11 protein-coding genes and 1 pseudogene are annotated in these 19572 nt (G+C 46.8%); 7 read left to right on the forward strand and 5 right to left on the reverse strand.

The features are described 5' to 3' along the window. Positions 1 to 151, reverse strand: a pseudogene (locus QUB64_RS32910) (hypothetical protein); the annotation flags it as partial. Positions 152 to 423: 272 nt separating this feature from the next. Here QUB64_RS32910 and QUB64_RS06755 point away from each other — a divergent pair. After that, entirely contained in the window at positions 424 to 3150 is a 2727-nt protein-coding gene (locus QUB64_RS06755) for an O-linked N-acetylglucosamine transferase family protein (RefSeq protein ID WP_333267061.1), read from the forward strand. Between the two features lie 76 nt (positions 3151 to 3226). Here QUB64_RS06755 and QUB64_RS06760 read toward each other — a convergent pair whose 3' ends face one another. Both QUB64_RS06760 and QUB64_RS06765 read right to left on the reverse strand, forming a co-directional pair. Next, a complete protein-coding gene (locus QUB64_RS06760) occupies positions 3227 to 6340 on the reverse strand; it encodes an efflux RND transporter permease subunit (protein ID WP_333267063.1) in 3114 nt (1037 codons plus the stop codon). A 341-nt stretch (positions 6341 to 6681) separates the two neighbouring features. Next, entirely contained in the window at positions 6682 to 8469 is a 1788-nt protein-coding gene (locus QUB64_RS06765) for an efflux RND transporter periplasmic adaptor subunit (protein ID WP_333267065.1), read from the reverse strand. Positions 8470 to 8883: 414 nt separating this feature from the next. Here QUB64_RS06765 and QUB64_RS06770 point away from each other — a divergent pair, with 414 nt between their 5' ends. Both QUB64_RS06770 and QUB64_RS06775 read left to right on the forward strand, forming a co-directional pair. Next, positions 8884 to 10023: an AI-2E family transporter gene (locus QUB64_RS06770; protein WP_333267067.1), complete on the forward strand. Its 1140-nt coding sequence runs from the start codon at positions 8884 to 8886 to the stop codon at positions 10021 to 10023. Between the two features lie 284 nt (positions 10024 to 10307). Then, complete coding sequence (locus QUB64_RS06775; protein WP_333267069.1) at positions 10308 to 11375, forward strand: ABC transporter permease; 1068 nt, start codon at positions 10308 to 10310, stop codon at positions 11373 to 11375. 514 nt (positions 11376 to 11889) lie between these two features. On the opposite strand, the gene QUB64_RS06780 is transcribed toward QUB64_RS06775, so the two are convergent. Further along, entirely contained in the window at positions 11890 to 15297 is a 3408-nt protein-coding gene (locus tag QUB64_RS06780; protein WP_333267074.1) for a PAS domain S-box protein, read from the reverse strand. A 768-nt stretch (positions 15298 to 16065) separates the two neighbouring features. Here QUB64_RS06780 and QUB64_RS06785 point away from each other — a divergent pair. Beyond that, positions 16066 to 16410: a hypothetical protein gene (locus tag QUB64_RS06785; RefSeq protein WP_333267076.1), complete on the forward strand. Its 345-nt coding sequence runs from the start codon at positions 16066 to 16068 to the stop codon at positions 16408 to 16410. A gap of 206 nt (positions 16411 to 16616) precedes the next feature. Here the strand turns inward: QUB64_RS06785 and QUB64_RS06790 are convergent, their stop codons facing one another. Continuing rightward, positions 16617 to 16811 (reverse strand): hypothetical protein, encoded by a 195-nt coding sequence (locus tag QUB64_RS06790; RefSeq protein WP_333267078.1) that lies wholly within the window; start codon positions 16809 to 16811, stop codon positions 16617 to 16619. Positions 16812 to 16822: 11 nt separating this feature from the next. Here QUB64_RS06790 and QUB64_RS06795 point away from each other — a divergent pair, with 11 nt between their 5' ends. The 3 genes from QUB64_RS06795 (at position 16823) to QUB64_RS06805 (ending at position 19492) form a co-directional block, all read left to right on the forward strand. Next, the gene (locus QUB64_RS06795; RefSeq protein ID WP_333267080.1) at positions 16823 to 17848 is read left to right on the forward strand and encodes an ABC transporter permease; all 1026 of its coding nucleotides are present in this window, start codon (positions 16823 to 16825) and stop codon (positions 17846 to 17848) included. A gap of 231 nt (positions 17849 to 18079) precedes the next feature. Further along, positions 18080 to 18601 (forward strand): Uma2 family endonuclease, encoded by a 522-nt coding sequence (locus QUB64_RS06800; protein ID WP_333267082.1) that lies wholly within the window; start codon positions 18080 to 18082, stop codon positions 18599 to 18601. 96 nt (positions 18602 to 18697) lie between these two features. Beyond that, the gene (locus QUB64_RS06805; protein ID WP_333267084.1) at positions 18698 to 19492 is read left to right on the forward strand and encodes a hypothetical protein; all 795 of its coding nucleotides are present in this window, start codon (positions 18698 to 18700) and stop codon (positions 19490 to 19492) included. The last annotated feature ends 80 nt before the right edge of the window (positions 19493 to 19572 follow it).

Raw genomic sequence — 19572 nt, forward strand, 5'->3', positions numbered from 1 at the left:
CAAGGCTGTCATTTCCTGCATCGCCTAGCAAGGTGTCATTACCCTCAATGCCACTGATCGTGTCATTCCCACCCAAGGCGGAAATGTTGTCATTGTCTGGTGTGCCCCCGATCAGAGTGTCACTTGAGGATGTACTGATAATTATTGCCATGTTTTTTCCTGTTTACACTCAAGAGGCGAGGGCGATTTTTACATCGGCACCTGGCCTTTATTTCTATATCAGGAATTTTCCCAAAAAATTATGCAATTTTTCAAAGTTTTTTTTGTGCGACATTTTTTGTTTTATTTGCTGCAACAAAAGATGTTATGATACCTTGCTGCATATTTAAATCTCTAACAAAATCTGTATATACGGATATATCAATAAAAAAACTAACCAACCAAGCGCAACCTAATTTTTTTAAATCCTACATGAGGTAAAAAATGTTAAATAATAGGACAAATTATCCAGTGCTAATTATTACGGGAATGCACCGTTCTGGTACTTCTCTGACTGCGGCATTTTTACAAGCAATCGGCATTAATTTAGGAGACAATCTGCTGAGAGGTAACTATTGGAATCCCAAAGGTTACTTTGAAGACACTGATTTTGTCGAATTTCAACGAAAAATCCTGCAAACTTGCTCTCCTTGCAACGAAACAGGTTTTCCCGATTGGGGTTGGACAGAAAGCGAACAGCTAGACAAGCAAAAACTTAACACAAATAAAGAGCCTGCTCAGCAATTAGTCAAATCTCGTTCTCACCAATCAGGACTTTGGGGTTGGAAAGATCCGCGCACCAGTTTAATGTTAGATTTCTGGAATCAAATCATCCCCAATGCTTGCTATCTGTTTGTCTACCGCTATCCTTGGGATGTAGCCGATTCAATATTGCGGTTAAACATACCATTTTTTGCCGAACGCCCAGAGTCTTGCTTGAAAATATGGAAATTTTACAACCGCCATATCTTAGAATTCTATAAAAAGCATTCCCATCAGTGCCTGCTTGTGAGTTTAAATGCTTTGCTAGCATCTCCCGACCAAGTGTTAGAATTATTAACAACCAAGCTCAATTTACGGCTAAAATACCCGGACAAGCAAGCACAAGATATCAAAAATATTTTGATGTCAGTTTACGATCCTCAACTGCTGAGCAGCTTGCACCTCAACCATCCCCTAATTAACATTCTCAATCTGACATCTGGCGGATGTTTTGAATTACTAAATCAGCTAGATTTAGCAGCAGACTTAGCCAGTCCATTTTCAAGATTATCATTGCAGCAAAATAGCGGAACTCTAGAGCGTTTATCCCTGCGACTGCATCAGGAAAGTATCAAAGTTAAGCTAAATGTAGACTCGCCTCAGTTTCTCAGTTGGCTGTCGGGTTGCATCGATCGATATCATCATAGCACATCCCATCAATCCGCCTTAACAGAGTTGCGTCAAGCACGCGATCGAATAGCAGAATTTTGGAAATCTGCAACCGCAGAAAAACTGAAAAATAGCTACTTTGGCGGTGCGGGAAAAGCACATAAAATGCTGTTAGCAAGCGGCATGAGAGATGAGCCACTCACTGATGCCGAACAGCGTGCAGCAGAAGAGTTAAGTCAATACGTTGCCACAGGATTTGATGCTGCTGAAGCTATACAATATTTACTAGCGGTGATGCTGTACCGACGGGCGGATCAATTACCCTTGCAGTATGGCAGAACTGCTGTTCCCCAGTGGTTTTTAAATGACTTGCTGGAATTTATGCTGTACTTTCCTAGTTATTTTCAAGAAATTGGAGAAGTAGAGAACTATGCCGACTATATGCAGCAATTAGTTGATTTAGTTCACAGTCGCGTTTTCAGCAATCCCAACTCAGAGATTTGGCAAAATGTTGCTTTGATTTTTGCAGATACCGTTAACTTCGTTCCTCTCTATTTTAGTACGAAAAATTTAAAAAATATCTATACCAAGCGTTCGGATATCCTAGAGTTTATCCTGAAATCAAGGGGACATCAGATAGATGTCAGCTTTAGCAAACGGCCGGCTAACAGAACCCAAATTCGCCTTGGCATTCTCAAAGTAAATTTCGCTCCTATTTCAGAAACTTTCACGACTATCCCGGCTTTTGAGCATTTAGACAGAGATAGATTTGAGATTATTTTATATGTCCTCGGCGCGATCGATCGCCCTTTGGATGTATACTGTCAAAGTCGCGCCGACAAACTGGTTAAGCTACCGAATGAACTACACAGTCAAGTCGAGATAATTCGGGCTGATGACCTAGATATTTTATTTGTAGGGTCGATCGTCACCAATGCCACTCAAAACATAATTTTATTAGCTTTGCACCGACTAGCGCGGTTACAGACCACGTATTTTGCATCTCCTGTAACTACAGGCATCCGCAATATTGACTATTACATTTCGGGCAATTTGACGGAACCTTTGCAAGCGCAAACACAATATAGCGAACAGTTAGTAATGATGGACGGGACAGGATTTTGCTTCAATTATAACATTCAAAAAGAGGAAGCGAGGATTAATCCCGATCGCAAAAACTTAGGTATTTCCGAGACATCAGTTATATTTATCTCGGGCGCTAACACGTTCAAGATTATTCCCGAGATCAGGGAGACTTGGGCAAAGATTATCGCGGCTGTACCTGATTCTGTCCTGGTTTTATATCCCTTCGGTAATACCTGGTCTGGTTCTTACATCAGGCAGCCATTTGTCAATAAAATGTATGCTATCTTTGATAAGTATGGTATCGATCGCAACCGTTTAATTTTATTAACTACGCTACCGAATCGCGAAGATGTCAAAGCAGTTTTAAAGCTGGCTGATGTCTATCTAGACTCCTATCCCTACGCGGGTGCAAATTCGACAGTCGATCCGTTAGAGGTGGGACTGCCCACTGTGGTCAGGGATGGCAATAGTTTGCGCTCCAGACAAGGGGCGGCAATGCTGCGAGACATCCAGTTGTTTGATTTAATCGCTGACAGCGAAGAGTCTTATATTAAGTTGAGCATTGAACTCGGAACTAATGCCGAATTGCGAAAGCAAAAGCGCGAGCAAATTGAGCAAAAAATGCAGCAGAAACCGAGGTTTATGGACAGTCGCGCTTACTCCGCTACCTTGGGAGAGGTGTTTCAGAAATTGCTGAAGCTCGATCGGCTTTAGTATACAGTCGCTGTGTCAGGGCGGGTTTACAAATACTCGGTTTGTGAATCATATGATATTGGCGAACCCGCCCCGCTCAACTTTTAGCCCGCTTTTTATTAATAGAAACAGACTTTCTCCCCCGCACCAGATTAAAAATCCTGATTTGCAAACCATCCATATAGGTATAAACCACCGGAACCACCACCAAAGTCAACAGCGTTGAAGTCATCAAACCGCCAATTACCGCCATCGCCATTGGACTTCGCACCTGAGAACCAGCGCCCAGTCCCAGCGCGATCGGCACCATCCCAGCTATCATGGCGATCGTTGTCATCAAAATCGGCCGCAACCGCGCTACACCAGAATCCAGCGTCGCCTCATACATCGGTTCGCCTTCCTTTTGATTCATAATCGCGTAATCAACCAGCAAAATCGAATTCTTCGTCACAATTCCCATCAGCAACACCACACCAATCAAAGCGTATAAACCGAGAGATTTTTGTCCTACCAAAAGCCCTAACAGTGCGCCACCAAGAGATAAAGGTAATGCCGCCATAATTGTAATCGGATGCAAGAAATTCGCAAACAACAGTACCAACACACCATAAATAAACAGTACCGCTGTTCCCAAAGCCCCCGCAAAACCGCTGAATATATCCTGCATCACCTTCGCATCACCGGAAGATTCCTGTTCCACACCGGGAGGTAAAGGATTCATTGCAGGCAGTTTTTTCACCGCAGCAACAGCTTCTCCTAAAGTCGTACCTTGCAACAAATTGCCCTCTACAGATACTTGACGAGCTCTGTCATAGCGATCGATCTGAGAAGGCCCGCTACCCAAAATAATATCCGCCACCGCCCGCAACGGCACCAAAGTATTATTTTTAGCGGGTACTTGCAGGTTCTTAATTGTTTCGATATCGCTGCGAAACTGCGGTGCTAGCATCACATGAATAGGAATTTGTCGATCGGGTAAATCGAATTTAGCCAGATTCGAGTCAATATCTCCGATCGTTGCTAAAGAAGCAGTACGAGCAATTTGCTGCACCGAAACACCCTGATCCGCCGCTCGATTTGGATCGGGTTTTACCAAAATCTCCGGCTTGACTAAACTCGCGCTAGATTGTACTTCAATCAGTCCCGGAACTTGCCTCATTTGTTGCGTCAGAGTTTCCGCAGTTTTAGTTAAAGCTTCGGCATTTTCGCTTTTAAGGACGATCGACATTTGCTTCCTACCGCCCACACGCCCTTGAGCAAAACTCAGTCGCACACCGGGAACATCGGCAAGTTTGGGCCGCATTTCCTCTTCAAACCGCTGTTGCTTGATCCGCTTATCAGCAGGCTTCAATTTGACGTACAGACTGGCTGTATTTACCCCGCTAGCGCCCCCTCCACCCCCACCTGGCCCCCCGGATACTGTCGGAGCGCCTTCGGTCTCCAGAACGCTTTCTACGGCTGGGTGAGCGAGCAATAATTTAGTTGCTTGCTGCACTGCTAAATCTGTCTGTGACAAGGTGGAACCGGGCGGTAATTCGATCGAGACTGTCGAAAGTCCGGTATCATCGCGATCGATAAACCCAGTCGGAATGAAAGGAATTAACTGAACGCTGCCAAAAAACAAAGCTACACCTAAAATTAGGACGATCGCCCGATGCTTCAGCGCCCAAGTCAAAAGTCGGCGGTACTGATAAGAAAGTTGGTCTTTTTTGAGTTCCGCCTCGTGTCCGCTATCCTTAAACAAATAAGCCGCCATCATCGGAGTTACTGTGCGGGCTACTAACAGCGAAAATAACACCGAAGCCGAAACCGTCACGCCAAAAGGTCGAAAAAACTGACCGGGAATTCCCGGCATAAAAGCCACCGGCGCAAACACCGAAACAATCGTCATCGTGGTAGCAACGACAGCTAAACCAATTTCAGCAGAAGCATCCAAAGCAGCTTGATAAGCCGTTTTCCCCATCCCGACGTGGCGTTCGATATTTTCAATTTCGACGATCGCATCATCGACTAATATACCCACCACCAGCGACAGCGCCAACAAAGTCATGCCATTAAGCGTATATCCTACCATCCTCAGCACAGCAAAAGTAGGAATAGCTGATAGCGGCAAGGCTACAGCAGCAATCAAAGTAGCCCGCCAATCCCGCAGAAAAATAAAGATAGTGACGATCGCTAAAACTGAGCCTAAAATCAAAGCATCGACAGAAGCCTCATAGGAATCTCGGATGTGATCTGCTAAAGTATAAATCAGTTCCAGCTTGACATCGGTTGGCAAAGTTTTTTCCATTTTCTTGACAGCTTCCCGCACCGCTTCTTCCACAGTCACGAGAGTGCTGCCGGTGCTGCGGAGGATAGCAAAAGCTACAACAGGCTTGTTATTGAGCCGCGCGCCCTGACGCGCTTCTGCATAGCCTTCCTCAACTTTCCCCAAACTAGAAAGCGGCACGAAACCGCCTTTCGGCAAAGTAATTTGATAAGCTTTCAACTGTTCGATTGTTTTAGCACTGCCGATGGTGCGAATTGTTTGTTCGGAATTGCCAATTTCAGTTCTGCCACCGGGAAGATTGATGTTAAAATTGCGAATTTGGTCGTTAACTTGGGTAGCTGTAATCCCCAGACTTTGCAGTTGTTCGGGGTTTAAATCGACTCTAATATCCCTGTCCCTGCCTCCAATTCGCTGCACTTGAGCGACACCTTTGACCGACAACAGGACGCGGCTGATGTTTTGGTCGATTAATTCGCTTAGCTGTTCTACCGTTTGGCGATCGGACACCACAGCGTAGGACATAATGGAACTACCGGCAAATTCCACCCGCTTGACAACTGGATCGTTGATGTCTTGGGGCAGACTTTGGCGGATTTGGGCGATCGCATTTCGGACATCATTCGTAGCGCGATCGCTATTCGTGCCCAACAAAAAGTTAACTGTCGTATTAGAAGAACCGTCATTAACAGTAGAAATAATGTGGTCAATATTGCCCAAGCCCGCCACAGCGTCTTCTACTTTTTTCGTAACTTGAGATTCAAGTTCGGCTGGATCTGCGCCCGGTTGGCTGACAGATATCGAAACTGAAGGCACATCAATATTTGGCGAATCATCGATGCCTAAAACCGGAAACGAGACTAAACCGCCGATTGTCAGAATCAAGAATAAAACAATCGTCGGGACAGGCTGTTTGATCGACCAAGCCGAAATGTTGAAAGACATATTTAAACAGTTGATAGTTGACAGTTGACAATTGACAGTAGAAAGGGCAGTTATTAATAACTCTTGATTCTCTCTTTCTTCTCTTATCTTTCTTCGCGTCCTTCGCGTCTTCGCGGTTCGTCAAAAAAAGTTATAGGGTGCGCCGTCAGCACCGATTGACTCAGTAACTAATCTGCTCCTTAAAATTCTTGTGAAGTGGGCATCTTGCCCGCTATAAATATATTGTAGTAACTAACCACTCTCAAGGTGCGTCAGGCAAAATTTATTAGTCTGTCGTCGCCAACTTCTCACCTGACGCACCCTACAATAACAACTAATGACAAATGACTAATGACAAATGACTACTGACTACCGACCTTAACTCGATCGCCATCCTTGAGATAACCAGCACCAGCAACAACCACTTTATCCCCTGCTTTCAACCCTTTTTTAATATGAACCTGAGCACTCGTCAAATCCCCAACCGCGCCCCCAGTAATCTCTCCAACTTCCACCGGCTGAGCCTGCACCTTGTCCTCGCCCACAAGTTTGTAAACAATAGAACTGCCGTCAGACTGTGGTAAAATAGCCTTAGCCGGAACTTTCAAACCTTGCGCCGTCGCCGTTGAAATTGCAGCGCGCAAAAACATTCCCGATCGCAAAAACTCGCTTCCAGGCAAATCAATTTTCACCGTAGCTTGTCGGTTTTGCGGGTCAACTAACGGCGAAATCTCTCGCACAGTTCCTGACAGCTTAATCCGCTTGTCAGAATCCGAAGTAATCTGTACCGCTGTTCCCGGCTTAACTTGAGAAACCTGAGTTTCCGGCACTTTTAATTGCAGTTCCAGCTTGTTTCCGCGAATAATCGAAAATAGTTTTTGACTTCCCGAAGAAACATCCCCAACTCGAGCAATTCTTTCAGATACAATACCGCTGTCCGGCGCTCGGACGATTGTTTGTTCGAGTTGAGTTTGCAACTGTTTGACTTGCGCTTCATTGCTGCGGACACCTGCTGCGTTATTTCCCACATTTGCGCGCGCGCTGCTGACAGCAGAGCCGGCCGTATTCACTTTGGCGCGGGCGCTGCTGAGGGCCGCTCTCGCCGTACTGATATTAGCTTCTGCCGTAGCTACTTTAGCTTGAGCCGATCGCACTTCTTGGGCCGCTTTGTTTTGTTCTTCCAAAGCTTTATTCAAATCGGCTTTAGCTTTGTTCACATCTTGAACAGCAGTATCTCGCTCTGTCTTGCGCTTTTCCAAATCTTGCTGGCTGATTACTCCCTGGGAAGCCAAATTTTGGGTGCGATTTACTTCTCTTTGAGCTTGAGCTAATTTAGCTTGGGCGGAAGCAATCCCCGCTCTAGCTTGCTCGACACCAGCCTTGGCTTGCTCGACACCCGCTTGAGCTTGGCCGACGCCTGTTTTGGCTTGCGCTGCGTCAGCGATGGCTTTTTCAACGCCGGCTTGGGCTTGAGCAACCCCGGCTTGGGCTTCTTGTTGGGCTGACTGGGCTTGTTGCACCTGAGCTTGCGCTTGTTCTACCGTAGAATCCGCCGATTGTACCCTAGCAGTAGCTTCGGCAATTTGCGATCGCAGCACCGAATCGTCCAAAACCGCCATTACCTGACCTTTTTCTACCGCATCCCCTTCTTTTACCAAAACCTGCTTGATTTGCAAACCGTTGGCTTGCGGCAGCACCGGCAGCAAATCGTAGGGCGCCACAGTCCCCGTCGCTTCCAGAGTTTGAGCCACCTCGGCCGATTCCACAGCAGCCACTGTCACCGTCTGAGCCGTCCCCTGCTGAGCCGCCGCTGGGGCTGCAACTGCGGGACGCGCGCTCTTCTGGCCCGCACTCAAGTGTACTGCTAGCAGCGTTGCAGCTACGCCAATACCTGCACCCGCCAACAGGGTAGGCCACCGGATTCCTTTGCTGGGCGGAACTTCTGGCTGTTCTGGTTCCCAAACTTCTGATTGTTCGTCTGGAACTTCTAAGGCTATTTCTCGTTCATCTTCCTCAGAGGAGAAGTGCCAGCGAGACTTATCTGAGATGCCACTTTCAGGCGCATCCACTGCGGAGTTCCTGTCTCGCCCGCTTTGCACGGGGGAAAGAGGTTGCTGTTCTTCTGCTTCTGAAACAATTTGATTCGTCACGGTAGTTCCTCCCGCCGGTTTGAGCCTTCGGTTTTTGATATTGTAAAGAAAGATTGCGGTTTTAATATCTAGTTTATTTTAGCTGAGTGCGCGACCAGTCGCGCCTCCTACTTTTGGGTGAGTGTGAGAGCATTTCACCTGCTCGTGGCGATTTGCATCAAGGAAAGTGCGATCGACCTTTGACTCGATCGCGATTTTGAGGCAGAGTAATCTTAGCGTAATTTGCGATCGCCCCAGGGCGATCGGACTCAGATTGTCTGTCTCAGAGCGGTTTTTCCATCACCAACTCATCACTGCTAAAAGAATTTAGTCTAATATTGAACTGATTATTACTAATCTATACTCTAATATTTTTGTTGTATAATACGGCACAGCGGCTAAAAAACTTGTGCCAGTTTAATTGACAAAATCACAATGAATAGTGTATTTACTCCCGTCCAACAGTTTCTAATTACTTGGTTGCTAGTGCTAGTTACTGGATGGTTTACCCTGACTGCTATCAATTATGTTGGGGAACTGGTCAGCATTTTAGTAACAGCGGGACTCATTGCATTTTTATTAAATTATGCAGTAATCAGACTGCAAGTATTTTTGCCGCGAGGAGTCGCTGCGGGGCTAGTTTATTTGGCTGCGGGTGTGGTAGTAGTAGTAATTGGTCTAACTATTGTGCCGCCAGTGTTCAGCCAAGCGAGGCAGTTGGGGGTAAGATTCCCGGAATTGCTGGAGTCGGCGCGGCAGCAGTTAGGCGAATTTCAAGCATGGAGTGCCGATCGCAATTTACCATTTGACGTGCAAATATTGGAACAGCAGCTATCAGCCAAAGTCCAGGAACAAGTACAAGCAATCGCAGGTACAAGTTTAGGCTTAGTGGTCGGTACAGTTAACTGGTTTCTCGACTTAATTTTTATCCTGGTAATTTCATTTTATATGCTGCTAGACGGTCAAAGAGTGTGGCAGGGTTTGACCAGCATTTTTTCGCCGGATATTCGCTATGTTCTCACAGAGACTTTGCAGCGAAACCTCCAGCGATTTGTCTCGGGACAGTTATTGCTGGGACTCTTTATGGCGATTTCGCTAACTCTGGCTTTTTGGTGGCTGCAAGTGCCGTTTTTTCTGTTGTTTGCCGTGTTTATCGGATTGACAGAAATAATTCCGTTTATCGGAGCGACGCTGGGCATCGGCACTGTTAGTATAATTGTAGCATTTATCGATTGGTGGCTGGCGCTGCAAGTGTTGGCAGTTGCGATCGGTCTCCAGCAAATCAAGGATAATTTAGTAGCACCCCGAATTATGGGCAATCTCACGGGGTTGAGTCCGGTAATTATTTTTACAGCTTTGCTGTTAGGAGGTAGAGTGGGAGGATTGTTAGGAGTTATCCTGGCAATTCCGCTGACTGGGGTTGTCAAAAGTATCGTGGAAATTGTACTCAATCCCAAATTGCCCCCGCAAACAGGCTCGTTTTTTTACAATCCTTTTAGCGGCGAGGAATTGGGGAAAATTGGGCAAAATGAAAATAGAATAATTTTGGTTCCCGATGAAAAAAAAATAGTTTAAGGTTCGTAGTAAGGACTTCAGTCCGTAAAAATTTTATTAGTAACGAATTCATCCCTTGCTACTGATTCCGTTAATGAAGGACTCTTCGTCCTCACTACGAACGAAAGAAGGACTCTTCGTCCTCACTACGAACGGAAGAAGGACTCTTCGTCCTCACTACGAACGGAAGAAGGACTCTTCGTCCTCACTACGAACGGAAGAAGGACTCTTCGTCCTCACTACGAACGAAAGAAGGACTCTTCGTCCTCACTACGAACCAACTTAAAATCTCAAACCTAAAACTTATGAAATGGTGGCAAAATCTGAAAAATAATCCTCTAGCTCGGTTGGGAGCCGTAGTGCTATTAATTTTTTATACAGTCGCACTTTTTGCCGAATTTGTGGCACCTTACGACCCCTACGACTCTCAATTAAACGGTTCCTTGCTACCCCCAACTCAGATTTATTTAAGTACCAAAGACGGGCGATTTATCGGCCCCCACGTTTACCCGACTACTCAGGGGCCGGTGGATGCGAATACGGGCGCTCGCGAGGTAATTGTAGACTGGAAAAAACCCTCGGGTGTCAGTTTGTTTGTCAAAGGTTCTCCCTATAAACTTTTAGGAGTTTTGCCATTCGACAGACACCTGTTTGGCACTACAGGGGAAGGCAAAATTAACATTTTAGGCACCGACGAACAAGCTCGCGATCAATTCAGCCGCTTAGTACAGGGCAGCCGCATTAGCCTCAGCATCGGTTTAGTTGGCATAGCAATTTCTTTTCCTTTGGGATTATTAATCGGAGGAATATCCGGTTATTTCGGAAGTTGGATTGACAGTATTTTAATGCGCTTTGCCGAAGTATTGATGACGATTCCCGGTCTTTATTTATTAGTAGCTCTAGCAGCAGTCCTTCCCCCCGGATTGACAAGCGCTCAGCGATTTATATTGATTGTGCTGATTACTTCATTTATCAGTTGGGCGAGTTTGGCGCGGGTAATTCGCGGTCAGGTACTGTCAATTAAACAGCTAGAATTCGTGCAAGCGGCGCGGGCCATGGGCGCGAACCCAATTTATATTATTGTCCGCCACGTTTTGCCGCAAACTGCAACTTATGTAATTATTTCTGCTACTTTGTCGGTTCCGGGTTTTATTGTGGCGGAGTCGGTTTTGAGTTTAATTGGGTTGGGAATTCAACAGCCAGATCCTTCTTGGGGAAATTTGCTATCGCTGTCTACGAATGCTTCAATTTTAGTTTTGCAGCCCTGGTTGGTTTGGCCTCCGGCGACGCTGATTATTTTGACTGTTTTGGCGTTTAATTTATTGGGGGATGGGTTGCGGGATGCTCTCGATCCGCGCAGCATTCAAAGGTAATTGGGAATTAGTAATTCAAAAATTTGTAGGGGCGGGTTCACCCAAATTTATATCATCAAATCCCAGAACTAAAAAAACCCGTCCCCACCCATCGCAGATACTCAAAAACCTCTGGCGCGATCGGGGTTAATTGGTTGAGGGGGGGCGGGTTTATTAATATTTTGGATGTGAACCAAAGATTGTTGGTGAACCCGCCCCTACGAGATTTGGCGTTCAATTTATTGGGGGATGGATTGCGGGATGCTCTCGATCCGAGAAGCATTCAAAGGTAATTGGAAATTAGTAATTAAAATATTTGTAGGGGCGGGTTCACCCAAATTTATATCATCAAATCCCAGAACTAAAAAACCCGCCCCCACCCATCGCAGATACTCAAAAACCTCTGGCGCGATCGGTTAATTGGTTGGGTGGGGGCGGGTTTATTAATATTTTGGATGTGAACCAAAGATTGTTGGTGAACCCGCCCCTACGAGATTTGGTAATACAATGATAGCTCAAAAATACCAAGAATTAGTTAAGTATTAACAGGTAAGCGGATGCTAAAAGTAGAACCCACACCGACTTGACTTGTTACTGAAATATTGCCACCCATCATCAGGCAAAAACGCTGGCTGATTGCTAGTCCCAAACCTGTGCCGCCATACTTGCGCGTGGTTGAAGCGTCTGCTTGGATAAAGGGTTGGAAAACGTGCTGCAACTCGTCGGGATTCATGCCAATTCCTGTATCTGTACAATTAACTACTAAAAATTCTTTACTGGGATTTGAGGATGGATAATTTGCCGCAGGTTCAGAACTGTTTTCAGGTATCGCTTCGCTGCTTTCGCCCGCCATTGTTTCTCGGCTGGCGCTGATGGTAATTGTACCATTTTCTGTGAATTTGGCGGCATTGCTCAGCAAATTTAATAAAATCTGCCGTAGTTTGGTAATGTCACCGTGCATAGTGCCGATATTGCTAATTTGCTGTAAGTTTAATGTGTTATGATTTTTATCAATTAGTGGCGCGGCTGTGGAGGCGACTTCTTCAATCAAGGCGGCGATGTCGAAGGTTTCTAAGTACAGATCCATGCGACCTGCTTCGATTTTAGAAATGTCGAGAATGTCGTTAATTAGCGATAGCAAGTGTCTGCCGGATGTGCGGATTTTGTCTAAGTCTGGGGTGAGTTCATCGTAGCCCAATTCTTCGGTTTCTTCTTGGAGCATTTCGCTGTAGCCGATGATGGCATTGAGGGGTGTGCGCAGTTCGTGGCTCATGTTGGCTAAAAATGCGCTTTTTGCGGTGGATGCGGCTTCGGCTGCTTCTAGGGCGAGTTGCAAGGCGGATTCAAAGACTTTGCGATCGCTAATATCCTCGACGCTGCCTTCATAGTAGAGCACCTGGCCGTCGGTGTCGCACACTGCACGCGCGCTTTCGGAAATCCAAATTATGCTGCCGTCAGCGCGGTAGACTTCTGACTCAAACCCGGAAATTTGTCCGAATTCTTGCATCACTCGCATAAACTTTTCGCGCTGCTGAGGATTGACGTAAGTTTGCTGTCTGATGTTGGTGAGATTTGATGTCAATTCTTCGGGAGAGGCGTAGCCGTAGATGCGGGCTAAAGCTGGATTTACGCTCAAGAAGCGGCCTTCGGGGGTGGTTTGAAAAATGCCTTCGACTGCGTTTTCAAAGATGCTGCGGTATTTTTGTTCTGCTTGACGCAGGGCGGTTTGTGTTCGATCGCGATCGCTGGCTTCGATCGCCAATGATACCAAATCTGCCAGGGAAGCAGCAAAATTTTGTTCTTCTACTGTCCAGTGGCGGGTACTTCCCACCTGTTCGATACAGATGACTCCGACTGTTTGGCCTCCCAGCCGCACCGGCGCGTCTAAGGTAGAGGTGGTACCGCCTTCTGCAAAGTAAGAACCCACAAATTGTTTAGTTCTAATATCGGAGAAAGCGTCGTCGGCTGCGATCGTCCGGTCTTCTTCCAAAGCTTTAAAATAAGCTGGATAGTCGGCTGCTGCGAGTTCGGCGCCTTGGGAATGCTGGCCGTTGGTGCGCCCAAATTGGTCTAGACATTGCAATTTCGAGCGACTTTCGTCATACAACCACGCTCCAGCTCCTTCTGCATCTAGGGTATGAGCCGCCGCTTCGGTGATTTCCCTCAAAGCTACTTGCAAATCGCCTCGATATAGCGCTTTATTTCTTGCCAATTCTAGCAAAACCGTATTTTGTTTGAGCAATTGTTTTTGTCTCATCCGCCGTACAGATGCGGCTCGCTTCTGTTCGGTAATGTCGCGGGCTACCCAAATTACGGATGCTTCGGAAAGCGGCGAAATGCTGGCTGCAAAAGAACATTCGCGGTTGTCAATGGTTAAATCGTACTCGATGCTGACAGTTTCCTGAGTATCTAAAGCTGCTCGGATCTGGTTGAGAAAATTGTCGGCTGTAGCTCGATCAAACAGCTCTCCGATAGTTTTTCCAACTAATTCTGCGGCTGGTTTGTAGAGCAGGGATATATTTGTGGGCGCGATTTTTAGATAGCGGCCGGTGGCGTCCACAACTATAATTAATTCGTTCATGGCTGCAAACAAAGCCCGCAATTCTGCTTCGGCGGCTTCGAGTTCGGCAGTCCGCTCTGCTACTCGCTGTTCTAAACTGGAGTTGGTTCGTTCTAGGGCTACAAAAGACGATCGCAATTGTCTGGCCATCTGGTTGAAAGACTGAGCCAGGACGCCGAGTTCGTTGACACCTTTGACTTCGACTTCGCCATCTAATTCGGCGGAGGTGAAGTCGGCAGATTCCGACATTTTTGTTAAAGCTTGGGATGCTTCCAGCAGTCGGGTAATTGGTTTGACAACCCAGCGAGAGGTGAAAATTCCCAGGACGATCGCCAATATGAAGGCAAAAAAGCACAATAAGATAGTTGTGCGAGTGTTGGCGTTAATTTGCTGCATAAAGTCTGCTTCCGGGATGGCGACGACAATCAGCCAATCGAGGCCGCGGCCGTCTCGCAGGGGAGCCACCGTAATGAATTGACGTTTGCCGTCTATATCGAAGCTAAACTGTCCTTGGCTGTCAATTTGTTCAAAGCTGCCAAATCGTTTTTCCAAGTATGTGGAAGCCGATCGAATTAGCAAATTTTTACTTTTAGTCGCCAACAGCCGTTTTTGTCCGTCTTGGCCGGTCACAAAGGGCAATTCGTCTGTGGAACTGGCGACGATTTCCCCGCTGCGTTCGATCGCAAAAACTTCTCCTGACGGGCTAATTTTGATACTTTTGAGAAAATCGCTGATTTGAGAAAGAGTCAGGTCAATTGCTAATACCCCCCGCAGCTTTCCTGTTTCATTGTAAATCGGCATCACCGGCGTAATGCCGAGAACTGGCGAGGCGGTGAACAAGTAGATCCCAGACCAAGTGGCTTTTTCTGACTGTTTGGCAGCTTGGTACCACGGTCTAGTACGGGGGTCATAGGCGGCGGTTGTGATTAGCTCAGTGCGATTTCCTTGGTTGTCCAGGCGATAAATTTGGCGGTAGGGAGCGGTTGATTCGTCTCTGATGTATAGTAAGTCTTCTGCTTCGTGTTTGACCAAGAGGAATCTGCCCTGTTCGTCGCCGTAGTAGATGGTTGTAGTTCGATCGCTCAGCTTGGTCTGGTTCCACAAATAGCGCTCTAAGTTGGGGAAGTCTTCCGGATTTAAATTTCCCGAGACGATCGCAGCAGTATTCATTTGCAGGAACAGGTGAGACATATCCCCAAAACTGCGGAAATTTTCTTTAGTCCGGGCTGCGACTTCCAAGCTCAACCTGGTAGCAAGGTCATTGACGGCTTTCTGGCCGTTGCGAAACGACAGCCATCCAGTGACGCCGACTGCTACGGAGATTTGCACCACCAGGGGTATCAACAAGACTAGGCTCAGTGACATCTTGGGCGAGCTTTTCATCAGACGACTGCTCAGGCTTTTCAATAACATCAATATTATTTTGACACCTACGGGGTTTGCGTATCGTTTGTCGTTTCAAAGATGCCCTAGATATTATAAGTTACAAAGTCGCACAGGAATAGTGATGTGGGGTGGCCTGTCGCTCAAAACAAAGGCTGAGGTTTCAACCGCTACTGTAAAAAATTGTAATATTAATTGTGCCACTACTTGAGTGAATCGGGCGATCGCGATCGAGGACTCGCGCCCCAAAACTCACACCAGGTCAAAAAATGTAACTGCTTTGCTCGTGCTGCAAACCCTTAATTCATCAGTCATGCCGAAATCTCAAATCGAAAAATGGAAAAGGGAAAATCTAAAATCCTCTCACTTTCTCCGGGTGCAGATGGCCCACCTTACCGCTGCTTAATCAAAATCAGATTTTAATTTTTTCTACAGTGCCCTGACAAATGTAAGTTATTTGACAACCGTCTGTTGAAAAATTTGCTATTCATAGAATAAGCGGACAAAATGGCGATCGCACGCAAAGAGGGTAATTGAAGCATCTGTGGTGCATCGAGGGCAGCAACGTCAGTCGATTTTCCATTTTCAATTTTTCGATTTGAGATTTACTCGCCTTGATTCATCAGGGAGCAGGAACAGGAGTCTAAAATTTTGGGTTCGCCCCCCCATGAGCATCGGCCGCTTGTACCTATTTTTGGGTAATGTCAAGTGTTTTTAGCTTTTTTGGACGCTCGACCTTTGAGCAAAATAATACTTCGGGAGGAAGACATGAACTATACATTTGAAATCCTGGGCGTATCTCCTACTTTAACCTTTTTTAACCAGCAGCAGGAATTGCTGCAACAACAGCAGCCGTCGGGTGTAGAATATTTGGGAAATCGGAAGTGCACTCTCGATGCGTTTGTGGCAGCCGTGGAGATAGTTTCTCCCTATCGCGGCTGGGATGTCGATCGAGTCGTAGACACCGTGATTAGTTTCTGGATGAACAACTCGGATAGCGTCCAGTATTGGAAGCACAGGTTGCAGGATGCCGGCAGCGAAAACTTGTTAGTAGCCAGAGTCGGCGATATCAAGTCTTTGCAAGCCGCATTTGAATCGCTACTGGGCGAATAGGAAGGAAGCATCTCATTTTCGTAAAAAGCCTTTTTTTGTTTGAGTGCGATCGTTCCCGATCGCTTATACCATACGCGATCGGGACATCACGATCGAAGCAATATTGAGATCGTATCGAAGAGAAAGGAAAATCTAAAATTGGAAAAATGTCGATCGACAAATAGCTAAAATAAACTCAACTGTCTACACCAATTAACAATTAACAATTACCACCCTTCGACTGCGCGAGCGGGCAAGATTCCCTGTTTTGCCAATTCCCTGTTTTGCCAATTCCCTGTTTTGCCAATTCCCTGTTTTGCCAATTCCCCATTCCCCATTCCCCATTCCCAATTCCCAATTCCCCATTCCCAATTCCCAATTCCCCATTCCCAATTCCCCATTCCCCATTCCCCATTCCCCATTCCCCATTCCTATGTCTCGCTCAAAAGCCCTGCAATCTTATATTTTTGTCCGCTTGCTCCTCGCACCCCTAATGTTGTGGACAATCACCACAGCAGTATTTTTGCTGCTGCGGGCCACTCCGGGCGACCCCATAGATGCCATTCTCGGCTCGCGAGCTCCCGCCGCCGCTAAAGCAGCAATGCGAACCCAACTCGGCCTCGACGCCCCCCTGTGGGAGCAATATCTCAAATACATGAAAGACTTGTTGGGCTTCGACTTGGGAACCTCCATCACCACTCGCGGACAAACCGTGTGGCAAATTATCGGAGACTATTTCCCCGCCACAGTGGAATTAGCAGTTTGTAGCATGGCCATAGCTTTAATTGTCGGCATCAGTATCGGTTCCCTCGCAGCATCCCGCCCCAACACTATTTTCGATGCAGCAGGCCGTTTGTTTGGGATTATCACTTACTCGCTGCCGGCTTTTTGGGCCGGCATGGTTTTGCAGTTGATTTTTGCGGTACAGTTGGGCTGGTTTCCTTTGGGAACTCGCTTTCCGGTGACATTAAGAGCTCCCCAAGGCTACACGGGACTGTACACTGTAGACAGTCTCTTGAGCGCTAACCCTGGTCAGTTTCTCACAAGTTTGCATTATTTGGCACTCCCGAGTTTGACGCTGGGCATTCTCTTGAGTGGCATTTTTGAGCGCATTGTGAGGGTGAATCTGAAGCAAACTTTGCAAGCAGATTATGTGGAAGCAGCTAGAGCTCGCGGCATTCCTGAATTGCAGATTTTATGGGCTCACGCTCTCAAAAATGCGCTGATTCCGGTGATTACTGTCTTGGGACTGACTTTTGCTGCACTGTTGGGCGGTGCTATTTTAACGGAGGTTACTTTTTCTTGGCCGGGGCTGGCAAATCGCCTTTACGAAGCGATTAGTTTGCGGGATTATCCAACTGTTCAAGGTATTGTGGTGTTTTTTGCGGGAATTGTGGTAATTGCTAGCATTCTAATTGATATTTTGAACGCTTACATTGACCCTCGAATTCGTTACTAAATGAAGTCATTAGTCATTAGTCATTAGTCATTTTAGCCGAAGAGCGAAGCCGAAGGCTAGTCATTAGTCATCTTGCCCGATCGCGCAGTCGAAGGCTAGTTATCAGTCATCAGGAAGAAGCAAGAGGGAAGAAGGAAGACGGAAGAGTTTTCTCCCTCTCCCAATCTCCCAATCTCCCCCTCTCCCTCTCCCCCGCTATATTCTCCTTTGATATGCGTGGAAGATTATTAGGTGCGATCGACTAAAATATTCAACTCACAACAAGTAAAATTAGTTGCAGGACTGATTGTCAAAAAAATGAAAATACAGGGAACAGATTATGCTACAGCGATCGTACTTATTCAGAAATTGCTGGAAAAGCTGTTAGGAGATGATGTTTTGGTGCGATTGCAGCTACCAATTCAGTTAGGCGATGCCCAAGCAAAACCGTCGATCGCAGTTGTGATGCCAGACGTGCTGCGCTATACAGACCGCCATCCGCTCGCCTCGGAGATATATCTGCTGATCGAAATAGCCGATGGTACGGTTAAAAATGACTGCGAGATTCAAGGAAATATCTATGCTAGAGCCAAGATTGACGATTTTTGGGTGCTAGATATCAACGAACGCCAACTTCACGTATTTCGAGAACCCTCCGACGACGGGTACGGGAGTCAAATGATTTTGTCAGAGGATTCGACTGTGGCGCTCTCAGCTTTTTCTAAGTGTACTTTCTGCGTGCGCGAGATGTTGCAGCCTGTGTTAGCCAGCTAAGAAGGATTTGTCAAAAAGATCAGCTTTTAGATTCAGGACACTTTGCAGTTTCTGGGCAATACTGGAGCAAAGACAGAAATATTTGAGGAAACGCTGATGAGATTATTGCGAATAACAGTCGCTCTATCGGCTGCCTTGACCCCACTGATGGCGGAAGCTGCTTTTAGCCTTCCCATGCCCAGAACAGCCGACTTTCCTAGAGCCTCAAACCCACGAGTAGACGTGCCGGTTTGCTTCATCGAAACCGCAAGCGGTACAACTTTTGATTTAGTCAGCTTGTGCGGCACCAACGCTGCTCCCCGAAACACTGCTCCGGCTGCCGGCAACCCCGCCAATGCTCCTGCAAATAACCCCAATGCAGCCAATCCGGCAGCCGCCCCGAACCCGAACAGCGTTACCAGAGATACTGCCGGCGCCCCGATAACTACTCCTGCGGGGACCGCCAATCCCGCCAATCCCGCCAATCCCGCCAATCCCGCCAATCCCAACAATACAAATCCGGGAACTTCGCCGAATACCACTCCCAACAATACAAATCCGGGAACTTCGCCGAATACCACTCCCAACAATACCAATCCGGGAACTTCGCCGAATACCACTCCCAACAATACCAATCAGGGAACTTCGCCGAATACCGCTCCTAACAATACCAATCAGGGAACTACGCCGAATACCAATCAGAATAATCTGAATCCGGGAAGTTCGCCTTATACCACTCCCAACAATACCAATCAGGGAACTACGCCGAATACCAATCAGAATAATCTGAATCCGGGAAGTTCGCCTTATACCAATCAGAATAATCTGAATCCGGGAAGTTCGCCTTATACCACTCCCAGCAACAATTTGTCTCCCAACACTGGAACTGGCAACGGCACGGGTACTTTTTGAACTGTCGGCTGATGAGTTAAGCTAAGACATGGAAGTGGCGATCCTCTTCGAGGGCTTCGCTAACGCACTTGAGGAGACCT

It is taken from the genome of Microcoleus sp. Aus8_D2 (assembly GCF_036702665.1).
GTDB lineage: Bacteria > Cyanobacteriota > Cyanobacteriia > Cyanobacteriales > Microcoleaceae > Microcoleus.